The following is a 16271-nucleotide window of genomic DNA, read 5'->3' on the forward strand; positions in this document are numbered from 1 at the left end:
GGCATGGCGAAACTGCGTGTGCACACCGACCGGATCGAGGTTCACCTCACCCCGGCCGAGAAGTCGCTCGCGCTCCGCAGCGCCGATCTCGTCGTGCAGCGCGACGACATCCGTTCGGCGACCATCACCGACGACCCGTGGATCTGGATCCGCGGCATCCGTCGTCGTGGCACCGAGGTGCCCCTCGTCGTCGCCGTCGGCGTGTGGAAGTATCACGGCGGCAGCGACTTCGTCATCGTCAAGGGCAAGCGTCAGGCCGTCGTGCTCGAGCTCGCCGCGGGCGAGTTCACCCGCATCATCCTGAGCACGAACCACGCCGCAGAGCTCATCGACCGGCTGAAGCTCACGGCGACCCCCGACGACGCGTCCGACTAGTCGGCGAGGCGGGCGGCATCCGCCTCCGCCAGCTCAGGCGAACGCGAAGAGCACGAAGCCGATGAGCGGCAGCGTGCCCTGCACGAGCGCGGGCTTCAGGTAGCCTCGCCCGGTCGTCGTGAGCACCGCGGCCGCGAGGAACATGCAGGCCGTCGCGAAGAGCACGAGCGTTTCGCCGACGGGCATCGCGCCCGCCCAGTAGAGCACGAGGCCGATCGCGGCGCCGAGTCCGAGGAAGAGGTTGTAGAAGCCCTGGTTGTAGGCCATGGGCTTCGTGATGTCGGCCGCGGCCTGGTCGGCGACACCGAAGCGCTTCCAGGTCGAGGGCCGGGTCCACCAGACGCTCTCCATGAGGAAGATGTAGCCGTGCAGCAGCGCGGCGAGGGCGACGAACACGGATCCGATGACGGCCATGCCGCGATCGTAGCGGGCGCCGCCCTCTCGCATGGTCAGCTCACGCCGCGAACCGCTCCGCCCTCGCGAACCGCTGCGCCGAGGCGAGGGTCGCGTCGAGCGCCGCACGGCGAGTGCCCTCGACATCGGCATTGACGACCGTCGGCGCGAAGTGCACCTCGTCGATGTCGGTGATGCCGATGAAGCCCAACCAGTCGCGGAAGAACGTGGTCGTGAAGTCGGCGCCGAACGACGGCGGCAGCCCCTCGGCGTAGACGCCGCTCGTGTACACGACGAAGGCCCGCTTGCCCTCGAGCAGCCCGCGGTACCCGGACTCGGGCGTGAACGCGAAGGCCCAGCCCGGCTGGGTGATGACGTCGACGAGCTGCTTCAGGGGATACGGCACTCCGGCATTCCAGAAGGGCACGTTGAACACGTAGGCCTCGGCGGCGTCGAAGCGGTCGAACACGGCACGCGCCTCCGACCAGGCCCGCTCCTCGGCCGTGGTGCGGCCCTGGCCCGCGAACGCGGCCATCTTCGCGCCGGCCGCGGCCGTGCCGAACTCGGGCAGCGAGCCGTCGAAGACGTCGAGGCGGTCGACGGTCAGCCCGTCGTCGATCGTCTCGAGCTCGTCGATGAAGCGGGTCGCCAGCTCGAGCGAGCGGCTGGCGTCGCCCCTGGCGGAGGCGTTGACGTGCAGGAGGTGAGTCATCGGGGTTCCTTCACTGGTGTTCGGCGGGGGATCCGGGAATGGATGGCGCCCCGTGGCGGTTTCGATCGTCACATCGCCCTGAGCACCGGCACCAGCAGGCACTTCGGAGTGCCGTGGGATGCCGGAGGTGCCCATCCCCCCGTCGTCGACCGCGAGCTTGGAGACCCAGTGACCCTGACCGCCGATCAGCAACGTGCCGCCGCGAAGGACGCCTACGCGTCGTACCTCGCCGAATGCCCGTCGCGCCAGGTGCTCGACATCCTCGGCTCGAAATGGACGACGCTCGTGCTCCTGCCGCTCGAGGAGGGACCCCAGCGGCACTCGCAGCTTCGCGCCCGGGTCGCCGGCGCCAGCCAGAAGATGCTGACCGAGACGCTGCGCCTGCTCGAACGCGACGGACTCGTCGCCCGAGAGGTGAAGCAGGTCTACCCGGCCCACGTCGAGTACTCGCTCACGGACCTCGGCGCGAGCCTGATGGCGATCGTGCACCACATGAAGGACTGGGCCGACGCGCACATGGCGGAGGTCGAATGGCACCGTCGCGCCGCCGGGTCGTGACGCCGGCGGCACCCCGGGTCAGTCGGCCGCCGGCTCGCGCTCGACGGTCACGGGCGCGTCGAGGAACCGCTCGACCTCGGCGACGGATGCCGCGAGCCCGCGTTCCTCACGCGCCGTGAACGCGCGCCACGGGGCGAGCCTGACGACCGCCCTGCGCCCCGAGGTGACGGGCGCCCAGCGGCCGGCCATCACGCCGTCGGCCATGAGCGCGTGCATCGGGAACTCGGGGTGCACGGGGTCGCTGCGCCCGGGGGGCTGCAGGAACGAGCGGGGCGCGGCGTAGCCCATGATGTACTCGTCGAAGGCCTGCAGCAGGTCGACCGTGCCGGGCGGTGGAGCAGCCGAGGCCAGTGCCGCGGCCGTGATCTCCGTGTCGTGCCAGTACGTCGCGCCGTCGATCTCGAAGGTCTCGACGGGTCCGGCCGTGCGGCTGTCTGCGCCGTCACCGCCGCCGTCGACGACCACCGCGAACGCCTGCCGCGTGTCGCCGAGCGTGAACCCCGACCATGCCGCGAAGTCGCGGTCGGTCACGGGCCCGCGCGAGCGGATGAATCGCGCGGCCAGCTCGACGAGCGCCGCCGCTCGCGACTTCGGAGCCGACGCGGGCACTCGTTCGTCGAAGGCCGCGTAGGTGCGCTGCCTGCCGACGTTCGCGCCGCTGATCGCGACCCGTTCGAGCTCGGCGAGCATGAGCACGTACGTGAAGCCCAGCCCGGTCGATGGCTGCCCCGCGGCGTCGAGCGCCGCGGCGAGCTCGGCCCGCGTGCGGTGGCCGCCCGCGAGCGACGCGGCGACGACGTCGAGCGCGCGTGCCCCGCCCGCCCCGTCGACGCCCGTGCGCCGGTAGTACGTCGCGTTCGCCCGGTGCACCCGCTCGGCCGAGAGTTCCATCAGCCATCTGGCATCCGCCGGGTCGACGAAGTGCCACGTCGGGCGCAGCACGTGCGTGCGCAGGATCTCGCCGCGGTCGAGCGCCGCGGTGACTTCCGCGAGACCTGGGCGGCGCTCGGCCGGCACCCGCATCGCGAGACCCCATTGCGCGGGAACGAACTCCTGCGACTGCACCGCGACGAAGTCGCGCACGACGTCGGCGGCCGAGGTCGCGCGCACCTCGCGCAGCCCCTGCACCTGCAGGCGGATGCGTCGGAGTTCGGCGACCTCCACCCCTACGACACGTCCCGTCGCCAGGTCGTCGCCCCGCCGATCACCGTCGCCACGACCGCGATGCCGAGCAGCACGAGCCCGCCCTGCCACCATTCGAGGGTGTCGGTCGACCCGAGCGAGGCGATGTTGTAGAAGGATGCCCCGACGAGCGCGTCGCTCGCGGCGCCCGGCAGGAACCGGCCGATCGAGGCCGTGACGTCGCTGAGCGAGGCCACGACCCGAAGGATCGGTTCGACGAACTGGGTGAAGGCGATCACGATGACGATCGCGGCCACCTGGTTGACGACGAGCACGCCGAGGCCGACGCCGATCGCGCCCCAGAGGGCCATGGCGAGAACCCCGCGACCGATGAGCGCCCAGGTGTCGCTCGAGTCGAGCCCGGTATCGAGCCCGAAGCCGGCGAGAGCCGCCGCGCCGGCGCCGACCGAGACGGCGAAGGCGATGACGCCGAGGCCCGCGCCGACCACGAGCTGCGAGATGAACTTGGCGCTCAGCACGACCGTGCGGTGCGGTTCGGCGAGGAAGGTCGGTGTGAGGGTCTTGTGCCGGAACTCGCCGGTCACCGCGAGGGCGCCGAGCAGCACCGGGAACACGTAGCCCACCGACGACGCGAAGCTGTAGATGAGCGGTGCGAGCTCGGTGCCGGGGGGCACGGTGGTGTTGCCGCCGGCGGATGCCGCGGCCTCCGGATTCTCGGTCGCCCAGCCGAGGAAGGTGCCCAGGCCGCCCGCCATGAACGCCACGTAGGCGGCGAGGAGGATCGCGAGGAGCCACCACATGCGCGTCGTGAAGACCTTCTGGAACTCGGAGCCGATGGCGCGCACGAGGTTCACGACTCGTCACCTCCGCCGACGAGCGAGAGGAACGACTCCTCGAGCCCCGATCTCAGGCGATGGAGCGCGGCGAGCTCGACGCCGCTGACGAAGGCGGCGTGGCCGACCCTGGCGGGGTCGGGTTCGTCGACGATGAACCCGCTGCGGCCCTCGGTGTACTCGAGGCCTGCGGCGTCGAGCGCAGCGGCGAGGGCGGGGCGATCGGGGGAGTCGGCGATCGTGCGCGGCGCCGAGTCGAGTTCGAGGCTCGCGAGGGTGCCGGTCTTCATGAGCCGGCCCTTCGCGATGATGACCACCTCGTCGACGCTCTGCTGCACCTCGCTGAGCAGGTGCGAGGAGACGAGCACGGTGCGACCCTCGCGGGCGAGGCTCTGCAGGAACCCGCGGATCCACTTGATGCCCTCGGGGTCGAGTCCGTTGATCGGCTCGTCGAGCACGAAGACGCCGGGGTCGCCGAGCAGCGTGTAGGCCAGGGCGAGCCGCTGGCGCATGCCGAGCGAGTAGCCGCCGACACGGCGGTCGGCGTGCTCCGACATGCCCACCTGCTCGAGCACGGCCGGCACCCGGGCCGACGACAGGCCGGCGGCGGTCGCGTAGACCTTGAGGTGGTTGCGGGCCGTGCGCCCCGGGTGGAAGTTCGCGTCGAGTGCAGCACCCACGGTCTCGAGCGGTCGCGGCAGCGCCGAATAGGGCGTGCCGCCGAAGGTCGCGGTGCCGGCGCTCGCGCGCTGCAGCCCGAGCAGCACCCGCAGCGTCGTCGTCTTGCCCGCCCCGTTCGGGCCGAGGAATCCGGTGACCTTGCCCGGTTGCACCGTGAAACTCAGGTCGTCGACCGCGGTCACGGGGCCGAAGTGCTTGCTGAGCCCCGAGATCTCGATGGGGATGCCGCTCGCCATGCGCTCTCCTCACAGTGGGGGCGAGCTCGGTCGCGCAGGCCGCACCCCCGCACGACCCGGGCAGCCAGGCCGCCTCACGCTCACCCTAGCGAGCAAGCGGGGCCGGATGCATCCGTCACGCGGGGGATTCGCGGAATCGCGTGTCGGGCCGACCGCAGACGACCCGGCACGCGAGCACTCAGTTCAGCTGGCGGATGCCGTGCGGGGGCACGCCGCCGGCGTACAGCACGACGGCGGCGTCCTGCAGGGCGCCGAGCGCGATGCGCTGCGTGTACGGACCGTAGGAGACGCGTGCGACGCCGAGCTCTTCGAGCCGTGCGGGAGGCGGCACGGAGGGCAGGCCGATGACGCTCACCCGACGGTGGCCGATGCCGGCGACGAGTTGCTCGACGACGTCGTCGCCGAAGTCGCCCGGCACGAACACGCTCGTCGCACCGGCGTCGAGGTAGGCCCGGCCGCGCTCGATCGCGTCGGCGATGTTGACGTCGAGCGGACGCTCGCGCCCGCGGAGGAAGGCGTCGGTGCGGGCGTTCAGGGCGAACGGCACGCCCTCGGCGTCGCCGGCGGCCACCGCTGCGGCGACCGCGGCGACCGCGTCGGCGAGCGGCTTCAGCTGGTCTTCGAGGTTCGCGCCGACGATGCCCTCGCCGATGGCGCGGCGGATCGTCTCGCCGGCGTCGCCGTACCCGGCCTCGAGGTCGGCGCTCACCGGCACGTCGACGGCGCGCGCGATGCGCCCGCACATGTCGAGCATGAGCTCGACGGGGATCTGCTCGCCGTCGGGGTAGCCGAAGGAGGCGGCGATCGAGTGGCTCGCGGTGGCGATCGCGCGGGTCTGCGGCAGGGCGGCGACCGCGGTGGCGCTCACGACGTCCCAGACATTCACCACCTGGAGCAGTTCGGAGTCGGTGTGCAGGCGGCGGAGTTCGGCGGCGGTGTCGGCGAGGGTCATGATGCCAGCGTATGGCGACGGCTCGGCGGCGGGCGCCGATCGATCGGGTGGCGTCCGAATCCCGCCGATTCAGTCGAGCGCCGCGGCGAGGCCGTCGAGCAGCCGCTCGACGTCGTTCGCGTCGTTGTACGGCGCGAGTCCCACCCGCAGTCCGCCGGCATCGCCGAGGCCGAGGCGCCTCGAGGCCTCGAGCGCGTAGAAGCTGCTGCTCGGTGCGAGCACTCGGCCCTCGGCCAGGCGCTTCGTGACCTCGGATGCCTCGTGGCCGTCGAATGTCAGGAGCAGCGTGGGCGTGCGGCGCGGCGCGCGCGACCACACGGTGACCCCGGGCAGCTCGGCGAGCCCGGCCTCGATCCGGGTGCGCAGCGCCTCCTCGTGCTCGTGCAGCGCCGCGTACGAGGCGACGAGCCGCGCACGGCGCGAGCTCGCGGCATCCGCTTCGGGGAGGTCGGCGAGACCGGCCAGCGCGTCGACCGCCGCCGTGCCGCCCGCGAGCAGCTCGTAGGGCAGCGTGCCGAACTCGAACCGCTCGGGCACGACGTTCGTCGACGGCGCCAGCTTGTCGGGCGCGATGGACTCGAGCAGCTCGGGGGTCGCAGCGAGCACGCCGAAGTGCGGGCCGAGGAACTTGTAGGGCGAGCACGTGAAGAAGTCCGCTCCGAGCGCGGCGATGTCGGGCAGCTCGTGCGCCGTGGAGTGCACGCCGTCGACGTAGACGAGTGCGCCGACCGCATGCGCGGCCGCGGCGATCGCGGCGACATCGGGCATCGTGCCGATGAGGTTCGACGCCGCGGTGACGGCGACGAGCCGAGTGCGTTCGGAGAGCACCGTTGCGACGGCCTCGACCGGCAGCTCGCCGGTGGCCGGGTCGAAGTCGGCCCAGCGCACGACGGCGCCGACGCGCTCGGCGGCCTGCACCCACGGGCGCACGTTCGAGTCGTGGTCGAGCCGGGTGACGACGACCTCGTCGCCGGCGGCCCACTGCTTCGAGAGATGCCGCGAGAAGTCGTAGGCGAGCTGCGTGGCGCTGCGTCCCTGCACGATGCCGCGCGGGTGCCCGTTGACGAGATCGGCCATCGCGAGCCGGAATCCGTGCACCGCGGCTTCGGCGCGCTCCTCGGAGACGCCGGTCGTGCCGCGGTTCGAGAGCGGTCCGGTGAGCACGGATGCCACGGCCTCGCCCACCGACCGCGGCGTCTGCGTGCCCCCGGGGCCGTCGAACTGGGCCCAGCCGCTCTCGAGTGAGGGGAATTCGGTACGGATTCGCGCGACGTCGTAGGCCATGGAGCGAGGATAGCCAGTCGGGACGCCTCGCGCGGATAGCATGCAGGCATGGGCGAGGTGGGGGCCGAGGCATCCGGTGACCCGATCGACGGAGGGCAGGTCGACGGGGCGTCGACCCCGGTCGCGCGCCGGCGCAGGGTCTCGTTCACCGCGCTGCTCGACGGCTTCTTCTTCGTCTACGCCGGCATCGCGGCGGTCTGGCTCGCGTGGCTCGTGCTGACGGAGTCCTTCGCGTTCGGATGGTTCGGCATCCTGTTCTTCGTCGCCTTCTGGCTCGTGCTCGCCTACCTCGTGCTGCCGCGACTGCACCGCATCCTTACGGCCATCTACGTGCCCGACTACTTCATCGGGCGGGCGCGCACGAGCGACGGCCTGCTCGGCGACCCCGTGAACCTCGCCTTCGACGGCGACGAGGCGGCGCTCGACGTCGCGATGCGCCGTGCCGGCTGGACCCGCGCCGACGACGTCACCGGGCCGTCGAGCTGGCGCATCATCTCCTCGACGATCACCCGCCGCAGTTACGACGAAGCCCCGGTCAGCCCACTCTTCCTCTTCGGCAGGCAGCAGGACTTCGCCTACCAGCAGGAGGTGGCGGGCAACCCAGCCAAGCGGCACCACGTGCGGTTCTGGCGCACCCCCGACGGGTGGCTCCTGCCCGGCGGTCGCCGCGTCGACTGGCTCGCCGCCGGCACGTTCGACCGGGCGGTCGGGCTTTCGCTGTTCACCTTGCAGATCACGCACAAGATCGACGCCGACATCGACATCGAGCGCGACCACATCGTCGCAACCGTGCTCGCGGCGAATCCCGAAGCGCGGGTCGACCTGCTCGCCGACTTCTCGACGGGCTATCACTCGAGGAACGGCGGGGGCGACACCATCACGACCGACGGCGATCTCCCCGTCGTCGACGTCGGTGCGGTGCCGGTCGTGCGGGAGGTCGTCGGATGAGCGTCGAGAAGCGCCCCGCGTTCGAGTCGCCCGCGGTGCTCGTGAGTCCGGCGCCGGCCGCGCCCATGATGCGGCGACCGGTCGCGACGACGTTCGGCGCCGTGCTCGTCGTGCTGCGCGTGCTCGCCGGCGTCGTCTGGCTCATCTCGCTCGCCGTCCTGTGGCGGAAGACCCTCGTCGAGGACCTCGGCGTTCCGCTCGACTCCGATCTCGAGGCCGACGCCGGGTCGAACGTCGTGCTCACCGTCGTGCTCGTCGCCGGCGGCATCGTGCTCGCGGTCGAGCTGGTGTTGGCCCTGCTCATCTTCCGCGGCAGCAATTGGGCCCGTATCACCGTGATGGTCTTCGCGACGCTCAGCATCACGGGGTCGGCGTTCGACTACTTCGGCACCGACACCGAGATCACGCTGCGCACCACGCTCATCACGCTCGCTCTCGACATCCTGGTGCTGCTCGCACTCTCGAGCCGCAACGCACGCGCGTATTCGCGCCGTCGCAAGCAATGAGAAATCCTCGTCATCGACTGTGCGCGCGTCCCGTCGCGGAGTAGCCTGAGCGCCGACGGACCGCGAGCGCGAGCCGGCGAGGGGGCGAGCGGATGCCGCGTGCGGTGGCGATCCCGATGTGGTCGGTCGTCGTTCTGCTCATCGCGATCGTGCTCGTCTTCGCGGGCATCCGGTTCGGTACCGATGGGCCGCTGATCGTGACCGGCACCCCGGCTGAAGGCGACAGCTTCGAACTGCGCTACGTCGAGAACCCGTGGCTCGCCTACCTGCACATCGTGCCCGGTGTGCTCTACCTCGTGGGTGCGCCCCTGCAGCTCTGGCGGCGATTCAGGGAACGGCATTTCACGTTCCACCGCCGGTTCGGGCGGGTGCTCCTCACGCTCGGACTCGTGAGCGGCGTATTCGCCCTCGCGTTCGGCGTGCCCTTCTCCTACGGCGGCGCCTGGCAGTCGCTCGCGGCGGCCGTCTTCGGCAGCTGGTTCCTCGTCGCGCTCCTGCTCGCGTTCCGGGCGATCCTCGGGCGAGACGTGCGGATGCACCGGCGCTGGATGATCCGTGCGTTCGCCGTCGGGCTCGGCGTCGGCATGATCCGCGTGTGGGTCGGCATCTTCGCCGGCTTCCAGATCCTCTCCCTCGAGGAGAGCTTCGCGCCGGCGTTCTGGATCGGGCTCACGATGCATGTCGTCGCCGGCGAGCTCTGGCTCTGGTGGCGGCCGAACGAGGACGGACTGCCGCGCACCGCGCGGGCACCCGTCGCGGCGTGACGCGACGTCTCAGGCCCGCAGCCACCGGTCGGCGACGAGTTCGCCCACGAGCACCTCGGTGAGTGCGGCGACCTCGTCGCGCCCGTCGCCGGGGAATCGGATCGTGAGCTCGGCCCCCGGCAGGTCGCGCCCGATGGAGGCGAAGCGCGAGCCGCGCTGCTCCATCCAGTCGAGCGCCTGGGCGTCCCACACGGAGCCGGCGAACACGAGCGCCCGGTAGTCCTGGGTCTTCGTGAGGTACACGTCGACGTGCGACCAGTCGCCCGTCTCCGAGGCGTAGGCGGCACGGCGGGGCACCTCGCGCAGCATGAGCGCCGACTGCTGCGCGCTCGAGGCCCGTTCGGCGGGGGCGAGCGCCCAGGTGCCCATCGGCGCGGCGAGCAGCGAGGCGAGCGGGGGCAGCCAGTCGGCCGAGGTCGCGAACAGCTCGCGGGTCGCGGCGGCGGCGTCGCGCACGGATGCCGCGTCGAATCGAGCGGCCGGCGCGGTGCCGAGCAGGGCCCCGAGCACCGCGTCGAGCACCGGGAACGTCGCGCGGAACGTGCGGCAGGCCACGCCCGACGCCTCGACGCCCGCGAGGAGCGGCACGACGACGTCGGCGAGCCGGCCGAGCTCGGACTCCGGCCGGTTCGTGACCGCCACGAGGCGGCCGGTGCCGCGGTACCGTTCCACGGCCCGCAGCACCTCGGCGCTGCCACCGGTCGCCGAGACCGCGACGACGGCGAGGTCGGGCGCCGCCGGCGGCAGCAGTTCGGCGCTCGCGAGTTCGACGACGACGGTCGCGCCGATCGCGCGGTAGCGGCGCGCCACGACGTCGGCGGCGTAGCGGCTCGAGCCCATGCCGAGCACCAGCACGCGCGAGACGCCGAGCACGGGAAGTCGTTCGAGGCCGGCAAGGCCCGCGTCGAGGGCGTCGGCCAGTGCGTCGAGCGTCTCGGGGATCAGCTCGAGGTCTGCTCGGAAAGCGGCGGTGTCCACGGTTCCTCCGGGTGTTCGTTCGTCGACGGGTGGCGGTGCGTGATCGCGGCGTCGGGCGCGTAGATCCAGGCGGGCAGGAAGCGGTCGGCGTAGCGCAGCTCGGCGACGAGCTGCTCGGCCTCGAAGCCCGGCAGCAGCGCCTCGTCGAGCAGCTCGCCGTTCGGCACGTGGGCGCGATAGGCGTCGAGGAAGTCGCGGCGCGCACGGTCGGCCCATGCGAAGGTGCGGACGTCGGCGCGCTGCAGCCGCTTCTGGGCGACGGCCGCGACGAGGTCGAACGAGACGAGCATGTGCGCGATGTCGCGCGCCGCGGCATCCGGCGCCTCGCGCTCTTCGGCGGCCAGCTGCGGGTCGCCGTCGAAGTCGATCACCGTGTAGCGGGGTGCGTCGGCACCGGGGGAGCGCAGCACCTGCCCGACGTGCAGGTCTCCGTGGATCGGGAACTCGACGCCGGGGGCGGTCGCGCCGAGCGAGCGGATGTCGCGGGCGAGCGACTCGTGACGATTGCGCAGGCGCGCCCCGGCGTCGCCCCCGGCGAGGCGTAGCGCCGATCGCAGCGCGGTGGACGCACGGTCGGCCCTGGCCGTCGGGGTCTCGCCCTCGGCGTGCACGGCGTCCGCGCCGAGCACGCCGTGGATACGGGCGACGCGCTCGCCGAGGAGGGCGGGCCACTCGGGCTCGGGCCCGTCGTCGAGCGCGGCGACGACGTCGTCGACGGCCCAGGTCCATCCGTCGACCGCGCCGGGGAGGTACTCGGTCACGACCGCGAGCGTCGAGGTGCCGAGCGAGGGATGACGCCACTCGACGCGCCCGACGAAGCGGTCGACGTCATCGGACCCCGCGGCGGCGAGCTGCTCGAGCAGCGCAGCGGCGCGGTCCGCGGCGCTCCAGCGGCCGACGAGCTTGACGATGAGTCGTTCGTCGACGATCACCGAGGTGTTGGTCTGGTCGACGGTGATGGCGCGCTCGGGGGCATCCGCCGCGACACTCTCGTCGACGAGTCGCGCGATCGCCCGCGCGATGCCGTCGCCCGCCGCGGGCCGAACGGATCCGGCGAGCACCCGGCCGTCGGCGTCGACGACGAGCGCATGGTCGCCGACGACGATGCGATCACCCTGCAGTATCGAGTTCATTGAATTCGGATTGTAACTATTCGGCAACCGTCACTCCAGTCCTTTCAGAGAACCATTGCGGTTTCTTGATCCGTGGTGCAACAATCGCTCAACCTTTCCCGACTGCTCCTGGAGGTACCACATGACCACGACGCGACGTATCGTGGCGGCCGCGGCCGGCACGATCGCCCTCGCCTTCGCCGTCTCATCCTGCTCCTCCGGCGGCGGTGACGCCGTCGAGACGCTCGATCCCAACGCCGACCTCAGCGAGCAGACGCTCACCGTCTCGATCTGGGCCGACTACTCGCCCGAGGACCTCGCCGAGAAGTTCGAGGCCGAGACGGGTGTGAAGACCACGATCGTCAACCACACCACGAACGAGGACATCGTGGCCAAGCTCACCGCGAGCGCCGACTCCGGCATCGACGTCGCCTTCGTCTCCGGGCAGTACGCCCAGGCGCTCGGCGAGCAGGGCCTGCTGGCGAAGCTCGACAAGGGGCTCATCCCGAACGAGGAGAACCTCTACCCCGAGGCCCTCGACCTGGCCTACGACCCGGGCAACGTCTACTCCGAGCCCTACGCCTGGGGCACGACGGGCCTCTGCTACCGCCCCGACCTCACCGGCTACGACCCCACGTCGTGGAACGACCTGCTGAACCCGAAGCCCGAGCTCGTCGGCAAGACCACGATGCTCTCGACCGACCGCTGGCTCGCGGAGCCCGCGCTCAAGGCCGCAGGCAACTCCATCAACACGACCGACGACGACGAGCTCGCCGCCGCCAAGGAGCAGCTGCTGAAGACCAAGTCGACCCTCCTCGCCTACGACGACACGACCTTCTACTCGAAGCTCGTCTCGGGCGAGGCCGCGATGGTGCAGGCATGGGACGGCTGGTGCAACTACGGCATCGCCGAAGACCCGTCGATCGAGTTCGTCGTGCCCGAAGAGGGTTCCGACCTCTGGGTCGACACCATGACGGTGCTCGAGTCGTCGAAGAACAAGGAGGCCGCGATGGCCTTCCTGAACTACATCCTCGACCCCGAGGTGCAGACCTGGGTCGCCGAGAACATCCTCTACAAGGTGCCCAACAAGGCCGCCATGGACGCCCTCGACCCCGCGCTCATCGAGTCGTACCCGACCCTCGGCATCACCGTCGACGAGCTCATGGAGCAGGAGGCGATCGTCGACCTCGGCGAGGACTCGCTGAAGTACGTCGACCTGAACGCCGAAGTGCTCGCCACGAACTAGCACCGTGACCTCGACGAACCACCCGGCAGCCCCCGCCGCGCGCACCGTGCGGCGGGGGCTCGCGCCCGTCCCGTTCCTCGCGCCGGGCATGATCTACCTGATCCTGTTCATGGCGCTGCCCGTGGGCCTCCTCGCCTTCTACACGTTCTTCAAGCGCGGTCGCTTCGGCGGCATCGTCTTCGAGTTCACGCTCGACAACTGGGTGAAGCTCTTCGAACCGCTCTACGTCGGCGTGATCCTGCAGTCGATCGTGCTCGCCGGCATCGTGACGCTGCTCGCACTCCTCATCGGCTACCCGATGGCGTACGCGATCGCGGGGCTCTCTCCGAAGTGGCGCACCGTCGCGCTCGTCGCCGTGGTGCTCCCGTTCTGGACGAACTTCCTGATCCGCACCTACGCGTGGATCCTGCTGCTGAACAACGCCGGCTGGGTCAACCAGTGGCTGCAGGGCCTCGGCATCACGGATGCCCCGATCAGCATGCTGTACACCCCGCAGGCGATCGTCGTCGGGCTCCTGTACATGTACCTGCCGCTCATGGTGCTGCCCCTCTACGCCTCGCTGCAGCAGCTCGACCCCTCGCTCCGCGAGGCGGCCACGAACCTCGGAGCCACGCCCTGGCGGGCGTTCCGCACGGTCACCCTGCCGCTCTCGATCCCGGGTGCGCTCACCGGATGCATCTTCGTGTTCGTGCCCGCGATGTCGAACTTCGTCATCCCCGAACTCATCGGCGGCGGCAAGACGATCATGGTCGGCAACCTCGTGCGCGACCAGTTCTTCGAGGCCAGGGACTGGCCGTTCGGCGCGACGCTGGCCCTCCTCCTCACGATCCTGCTCGTCATCGTCATCGTGGTGCAGACCGCGGTGTCCCGCCGCCTCACGGAAGGACCGCGCCGTGGTTGACACGACTGCGCCCACGACCACGGCGATGCGGGAGATCGAGCCGTCCGCCCGGCCCCGGGCCGTGCGCAAGCCGCGAGGCATCCTGGTGCCGCTCTGGCTCGGATACGTGTTCCTGTACCTGCCGATCCTCATCGTCGTGATCATGAGCTTCAACGCGTCCGAGAACCTCTTCGTCTGGAAGGGATTCTCGCTGCGCTGGTACCCCGAGCTCTTCGCCGACGAGAAGATCATGCAGGGTCTCGGCAACACGCTCATCGTCGCGACGGGCGCGACCGCGATCGCGACCGTGCTCGGCACGTTGCTCGCCTACGGCATCCAGCACTACACGCGCGGCGGGCTCATCAGGGCGTTCGCGATCGCCCCCGCGATCCTGCCCGACCTGCTGCTCGGCATCGGCCTGCTCACGCTGTTCTCGCTCGCGAGCGTCACGCTCGGGCTGCACTCGGTGATCCTCGCGCACGGCGTCTTCGCGACGGCGTTCGTGACGGCCATCGTGCTCGCCCGCATGGCGAACCTCGATCCGAGCCTCGAAGAGGCCTCACGCGACCTCGGCGCCGGGGCGGTGCGCACCTTCATGCGGGTGACCCTGCCGCAGCTCGCGCCGGGCATCGTCGCGGGCGCGCTGCTCGCCTTCACTCTCTCGATCGACGAGTTCGTGATCGCGTTCTTCACGACCGCGCCCACGCAGCCCACCCTGCCGATCGTCATCTACTCGATGGTGCGATTCGGCGTGACCCCCGAGGTCAACGCCCTCGCCACCATCCTCCTCCTCGTGAGCGTCGTGACGGTGATCGCGGCGCAACGACTGACCCGACTGACAGGAACCACACGATGAGCTCCGCCCCACTGCTCCGCGTCGACGGCGTTCGCGCCGTGTACGGCGACACCGTCGCACTGCACGGCATCTCGCTCGACATCGCCCACAACGAGTTCTTCGCGCTGCTCGGCCCGTCGGGCTGCGGCAAGACCACCCTGCTGCGCTCGATCGCCGGCTTCGAGACGCCGGCGGAGGGCCGCATCGAGGTCGACGGCGAAGACCTGTTGCGGCTGCCCGCCCACAAGCGGCCGGTCAACATGATGTTCCAGAGCTACGCGCTCTTCCCGCACATGAGCGTGGAGAAGAACGTCGCCTACGGTCTCGAGGCCGACGGCGTCGGCGCGGCCGAGGTGCGCTCGCGCGTCGCCGACGTCATGGACGTCGTCGGGCTCGGCCCGCTCGCCAAGCGCCGGCCCACGCAGCTCTCGGGCGGTCAGCGCCAGCGCGTCGCGCTCGCCCGCGCGATCGTGAAGCGGCCGAAGCTGCTGCTGCTCGACGAGCCGCTCTCGGCGCTCGACCGCCAGGTGCGCGCCTCGATGCAGCTCGAGCTGAAGCGCCTGCAGCACGAGGTCGGCCTCACCTTCGTCGTCGTCACGCACGACCAGGAGGAGGCCATGTCGATGGCCGACCGCATCGCGGTGCTCCGCGACGGACGCCTCGAGCAGCTCGCCTCGCCGCAGGAGCTCTACGCGCACCCCGCCTCGCGCTTCGTCGCCTCGTTCATCGGCACGGCGAACCTGCTCGACGGCACGGCCACCGCCGACGGCGTCGAGGTCGCGGGCTTCGGCCCCGTCGTCGCCTCGCACGCGCTGGCCGTCGGTGCGCCGGCGACCGCGGTCGTGCGCCCCGAAGACGTCGAGTTGACGGCGGATGCCGCGACCGGCCTGTCGGGAACGGTCGTCGACACCTACTTCCTCGGCGGGGCCACGACCATCTCGGTCGACGTGCCCGGTCACGCCGACCCGCTCCTCGCGACGGTGCACGGGGCGACCCGGCTCGAGCGCGGCGCACGGGTCGGGGTCCGTTTCGGGCGCGCGACGGCGGTCGCGCTCGAGGTCGGCGCAGGCGCCGAGGCATCCGATGCCGCGCAGGCGCCGCCCGCCGCGCCCGAGGCGCCGGCGCCTCAGGACGTGAGCGCGTGACCCGTCGCGAGTCGCGCGTACGCGAGCAGCAGCTCGCGCGCTGCCGCGTGGTCGAGCATCGGGTGCTTGGCGATGATGCGGTAGCCGTAGGCGTCTTCGAGTGCGACCAGGTTGCGGGCGACCACGAGCGAGGGCTGCGCGAGCGCGAAGTGGCCTCGCGCCGCACCCTGCTCGAGCACGACCTGGTACATGCCGACCTGGCGGTCGTAGAGCGTGGTGAGCAGCGACGCCATGAGCGGGTTGCGGCCGGCCGAGCCGCCGAGCTCGCAGAGCAGTCGCACTTCGGTGTCGTCGGAGCCGCTCGGCAGGCCCGAGTCGACGAGCGCCGTGAGGCGCAGCACGGGATCGTCGTCGAGGGCCTCGAGCATGCGCACGCGCTCCTCGTAGAACCGCTCCATGCCGGCGCGGTTCGCCTCGAACATGAGCTCGTCGATGTCGGGGTAGTAGTAGAGCACGGCGCCCGAGGTGAGGCCGGCCTCCTCGGCGACGCGGTTGAGCCGCGCCCCGTCGGGGCCGTGCGCTGCGATGGCGCGCTGCGCCGCGGCCACCAATTGGCTGCGCCGTTCCTCCTGGCGCTTCGGCCTGGCCATCGTGCTCCCTCCCGGTCAGACAGATTGTCTGCATCGTTGGTCAATATTAGGCCGAACTGACTTGAAAACACATGGGTTCAGCCCGGAAGAATTCTCTCTA

Annotated in this window: 19 protein-coding genes; 9 read left to right on the top strand and 10 right to left on the bottom strand. The window is 71.1% G+C overall.

Going from position 1 to position 16271, the window contains the following annotated elements; all coding sequences use genetic code 11:
• The first annotated feature begins 3 nt into the window (after positions 1-3).
• Entirely contained in the window at positions 4-375 is a 372-nt protein-coding gene (locus BJY17_RS13270; RefSeq protein WP_179551768.1) for a hypothetical protein, read from the top strand.
• Positions 376-408: 33 nt separating this feature from the next.
• Here the strand turns inward: BJY17_RS13270 and BJY17_RS13275 are convergent, their stop codons facing one another.
• Positions 409-789 (bottom strand): DUF1304 domain-containing protein, encoded by a 381-nt coding sequence (locus tag BJY17_RS13275; RefSeq protein ID WP_179551769.1) that lies wholly within the window; start codon positions 787-789, stop codon positions 409-411.
• A gap of 40 nt (positions 790-829) precedes the next feature.
• On the bottom strand, positions 830-1480 hold the full coding sequence (locus BJY17_RS13280) for an FMN-dependent NADH-azoreductase (RefSeq protein WP_179551770.1): 651 nt from the start codon (positions 1478-1480) through the stop codon (positions 830-832).
• Positions 1481-1648: 168 nt separating this feature from the next.
• Here BJY17_RS13280 and BJY17_RS13285 point away from each other — a divergent pair, with 168 nt between their 5' ends.
• Positions 1649-2038 (top strand): winged helix-turn-helix transcriptional regulator, encoded by a 390-nt coding sequence (locus BJY17_RS13285; protein WP_322789834.1) that lies wholly within the window; start codon positions 1649-1651, stop codon positions 2036-2038.
• Between the two features lie 18 nt (positions 2039-2056).
• On the opposite strand, the gene BJY17_RS13290 is transcribed toward BJY17_RS13285, so the two are convergent.
• The 5 genes from BJY17_RS13290 to BJY17_RS13310 form a co-directional block, all read right to left on the bottom strand.
• Positions 2057-3202 (bottom strand): winged helix DNA-binding domain-containing protein, encoded by a 1146-nt coding sequence (locus tag BJY17_RS13290; RefSeq protein WP_179551772.1) that lies wholly within the window; start codon positions 3200-3202, stop codon positions 2057-2059.
• 2 nt (positions 3203-3204) lie between these two features.
• Positions 3205-4035: an ABC transporter permease gene (locus BJY17_RS13295; protein ID WP_179551773.1), complete on the bottom strand. Its 831-nt coding sequence runs from the start codon at positions 4033-4035 to the stop codon at positions 3205-3207.
• The gene (locus BJY17_RS13300; RefSeq protein WP_179551774.1) at positions 4032-4931 is read right to left on the bottom strand and encodes an ATP-binding cassette domain-containing protein; all 900 of its coding nucleotides are present in this window, start codon (positions 4929-4931) and stop codon (positions 4032-4034) included. Before BJY17_RS13300 ends, BJY17_RS13295 begins: the two co-directional genes overlap by 4 nt.
• Positions 4932-5109: 178 nt before the next feature.
• On the bottom strand, positions 5110-5883 hold the full coding sequence (locus BJY17_RS13305; RefSeq protein ID WP_179551775.1) for an isocitrate lyase/PEP mutase family protein: 774 nt from the start codon (positions 5881-5883) through the stop codon (positions 5110-5112).
• A gap of 69 nt (positions 5884-5952) precedes the next feature.
• Positions 5953-7167 (bottom strand): cysteine desulfurase-like protein, encoded by a 1215-nt coding sequence (locus BJY17_RS13310; RefSeq protein ID WP_179551776.1) that lies wholly within the window; start codon positions 7165-7167, stop codon positions 5953-5955.
• A 48-nt stretch (positions 7168-7215) separates the two neighbouring features.
• On the opposite strand from BJY17_RS13310, the gene BJY17_RS13315 reads away from it, so the two are divergent.
• From BJY17_RS13315 to BJY17_RS13325, 3 genes are all read left to right on the top strand, one after another.
• Positions 7216-8115 (top strand): LssY C-terminal domain-containing protein, encoded by a 900-nt coding sequence (locus BJY17_RS13315; protein WP_179551777.1) that lies wholly within the window; start codon positions 7216-7218, stop codon positions 8113-8115.
• Positions 8112-8621 carry a hypothetical protein gene (locus tag BJY17_RS13320; RefSeq protein WP_179551778.1) on the top strand — a complete coding sequence of 170 codons (510 nt, stop codon included), beginning with the start codon at positions 8112-8114 and terminating at the stop codon, positions 8619-8621. The genes BJY17_RS13315 and BJY17_RS13320 overlap by 4 nt, the downstream gene beginning before the upstream one ends.
• A gap of 92 nt (positions 8622-8713) precedes the next feature.
• Entirely contained in the window at positions 8714-9385 is a 672-nt protein-coding gene (locus tag BJY17_RS13325) for a DUF2306 domain-containing protein (RefSeq protein ID WP_179551779.1), read from the top strand.
• Between the two features lie 9 nt (positions 9386-9394).
• Here the strand turns inward: BJY17_RS13325 and BJY17_RS13330 are convergent, their stop codons facing one another.
• Both BJY17_RS13330 and BJY17_RS13335 read right to left on the bottom strand, forming a co-directional pair.
• Positions 9395-10363: an SIS domain-containing protein gene (locus tag BJY17_RS13330; RefSeq protein ID WP_179551780.1), complete on the bottom strand. Its 969-nt coding sequence runs from the start codon at positions 10361-10363 to the stop codon at positions 9395-9397.
• Entirely contained in the window at positions 10327-11496 is a 1170-nt protein-coding gene (locus BJY17_RS13335) for a hypothetical protein (RefSeq protein ID WP_179551781.1), read from the bottom strand. The genes BJY17_RS13330 and BJY17_RS13335 overlap by 37 nt, the downstream gene beginning before the upstream one ends.
• A 121-nt stretch (positions 11497-11617) precedes the next feature.
• On the opposite strand from BJY17_RS13335, the gene BJY17_RS13340 reads away from it, so the two are divergent.
• From BJY17_RS13340 to BJY17_RS13355, 4 genes are read left to right on the top strand one after another with little or no spacing between them, the layout of a single operon-like run.
• Positions 11618-12721, top strand: a complete 1104-nt coding sequence (locus tag BJY17_RS13340) for a polyamine ABC transporter substrate-binding protein (protein WP_179551782.1) — start codon at positions 11618-11620, stop codon at positions 12719-12721.
• A 4-nt stretch (positions 12722-12725) separates the two neighbouring features.
• The gene (locus BJY17_RS13345) at positions 12726-13622 is read left to right on the top strand and encodes an ABC transporter permease (RefSeq protein WP_218889914.1); all 897 of its coding nucleotides are present in this window, start codon (positions 12726-12728) and stop codon (positions 13620-13622) included.
• Complete coding sequence (locus BJY17_RS13350) at positions 13615-14457, top strand: ABC transporter permease (RefSeq protein ID WP_218889915.1); 843 nt, start codon at positions 13615-13617, stop codon at positions 14455-14457. Before BJY17_RS13345 ends, BJY17_RS13350 begins: the two co-directional genes overlap by 8 nt.
• Entirely contained in the window at positions 14454-15581 is a 1128-nt protein-coding gene (locus BJY17_RS13355; RefSeq protein ID WP_179551783.1) for an ABC transporter ATP-binding protein, read from the top strand. The genes BJY17_RS13350 and BJY17_RS13355 overlap by 4 nt, the downstream gene beginning before the upstream one ends.
• On the opposite strand, the gene BJY17_RS13360 is transcribed toward BJY17_RS13355, so the two are convergent.
• The gene (locus BJY17_RS13360; RefSeq protein ID WP_179551784.1) at positions 15563-16171 is read right to left on the bottom strand and encodes a TetR/AcrR family transcriptional regulator; all 609 of its coding nucleotides are present in this window, start codon (positions 16169-16171) and stop codon (positions 15563-15565) included. The two genes, BJY17_RS13355 and BJY17_RS13360, sit on opposite strands and share 19 nt — an antisense overlap.
• Positions 16172-16271 lie beyond the last annotated feature (100 nt).

The sequence above is a fragment of the Agromyces hippuratus genome, assembly GCF_013410355.1.
Classification (GTDB): domain Bacteria; phylum Actinomycetota; class Actinomycetes; order Actinomycetales; family Microbacteriaceae; genus Agromyces; species Agromyces hippuratus.

Excerpts from the sequence above, each read along its gene's own strand:
- BJY17_RS13320 (WP_179551778.1), top strand. The coding sequence starts at position 8,112 with ATGAGCGTCGAGAAGCGCCCCGCGTTCGAGTCGCCCGCGGTGCTCGTG.
- BJY17_RS13360 (WP_179551784.1), bottom strand. The coding sequence starts at position 16,171 with ATGGCCAGGCCGAAGCGCCAGGAGGAACGGCGCAGCCAATTGGTGGCC.
- BJY17_RS13325 (WP_179551779.1), top strand. The coding sequence starts at position 8,714 with ATGCCGCGTGCGGTGGCGATCCCGATGTGGTCGGTCGTCGTTCTGCTC.
- BJY17_RS13270 (WP_179551768.1), top strand. The coding sequence starts at position 4 with ATGGCGAAACTGCGTGTGCACACCGACCGGATCGAGGTTCACCTCACC.
- BJY17_RS13340 (WP_179551782.1), top strand. The coding sequence starts at position 11,618 with ATGACCACGACGCGACGTATCGTGGCGGCCGCGGCCGGCACGATCGCC.
- BJY17_RS13355 (WP_179551783.1), top strand. The coding sequence starts at position 14,454 with ATGAGCTCCGCCCCACTGCTCCGCGTCGACGGCGTTCGCGCCGTGTAC.
- BJY17_RS13310 (WP_179551776.1), bottom strand. The coding sequence starts at position 7,167 with ATGGCCTACGACGTCGCGCGAATCCGTACCGAATTCCCCTCACTCGAG.
- BJY17_RS13275 (WP_179551769.1), bottom strand. The coding sequence starts at position 789 with ATGGCCGTCATCGGATCCGTGTTCGTCGCCCTCGCCGCGCTGCTGCAC.
- BJY17_RS13335 (WP_179551781.1), bottom strand. The coding sequence starts at position 11,496 with ATGAACTCGATACTGCAGGGTGATCGCATCGTCGTCGGCGACCATGCG.
- BJY17_RS13280 (WP_179551770.1), bottom strand. The coding sequence starts at position 1,480 with ATGACTCACCTCCTGCACGTCAACGCCTCCGCCAGGGGCGACGCCAGC.
- BJY17_RS13315 (WP_179551777.1), top strand. The coding sequence starts at position 7,216 with ATGGGCGAGGTGGGGGCCGAGGCATCCGGTGACCCGATCGACGGAGGG.
- BJY17_RS13300 (WP_179551774.1), bottom strand. The coding sequence starts at position 4,931 with ATGGCGAGCGGCATCCCCATCGAGATCTCGGGGCTCAGCAAGCACTTC.
- BJY17_RS13305 (WP_179551775.1), bottom strand. The coding sequence starts at position 5,883 with ATGACCCTCGCCGACACCGCCGCCGAACTCCGCCGCCTGCACACCGAC.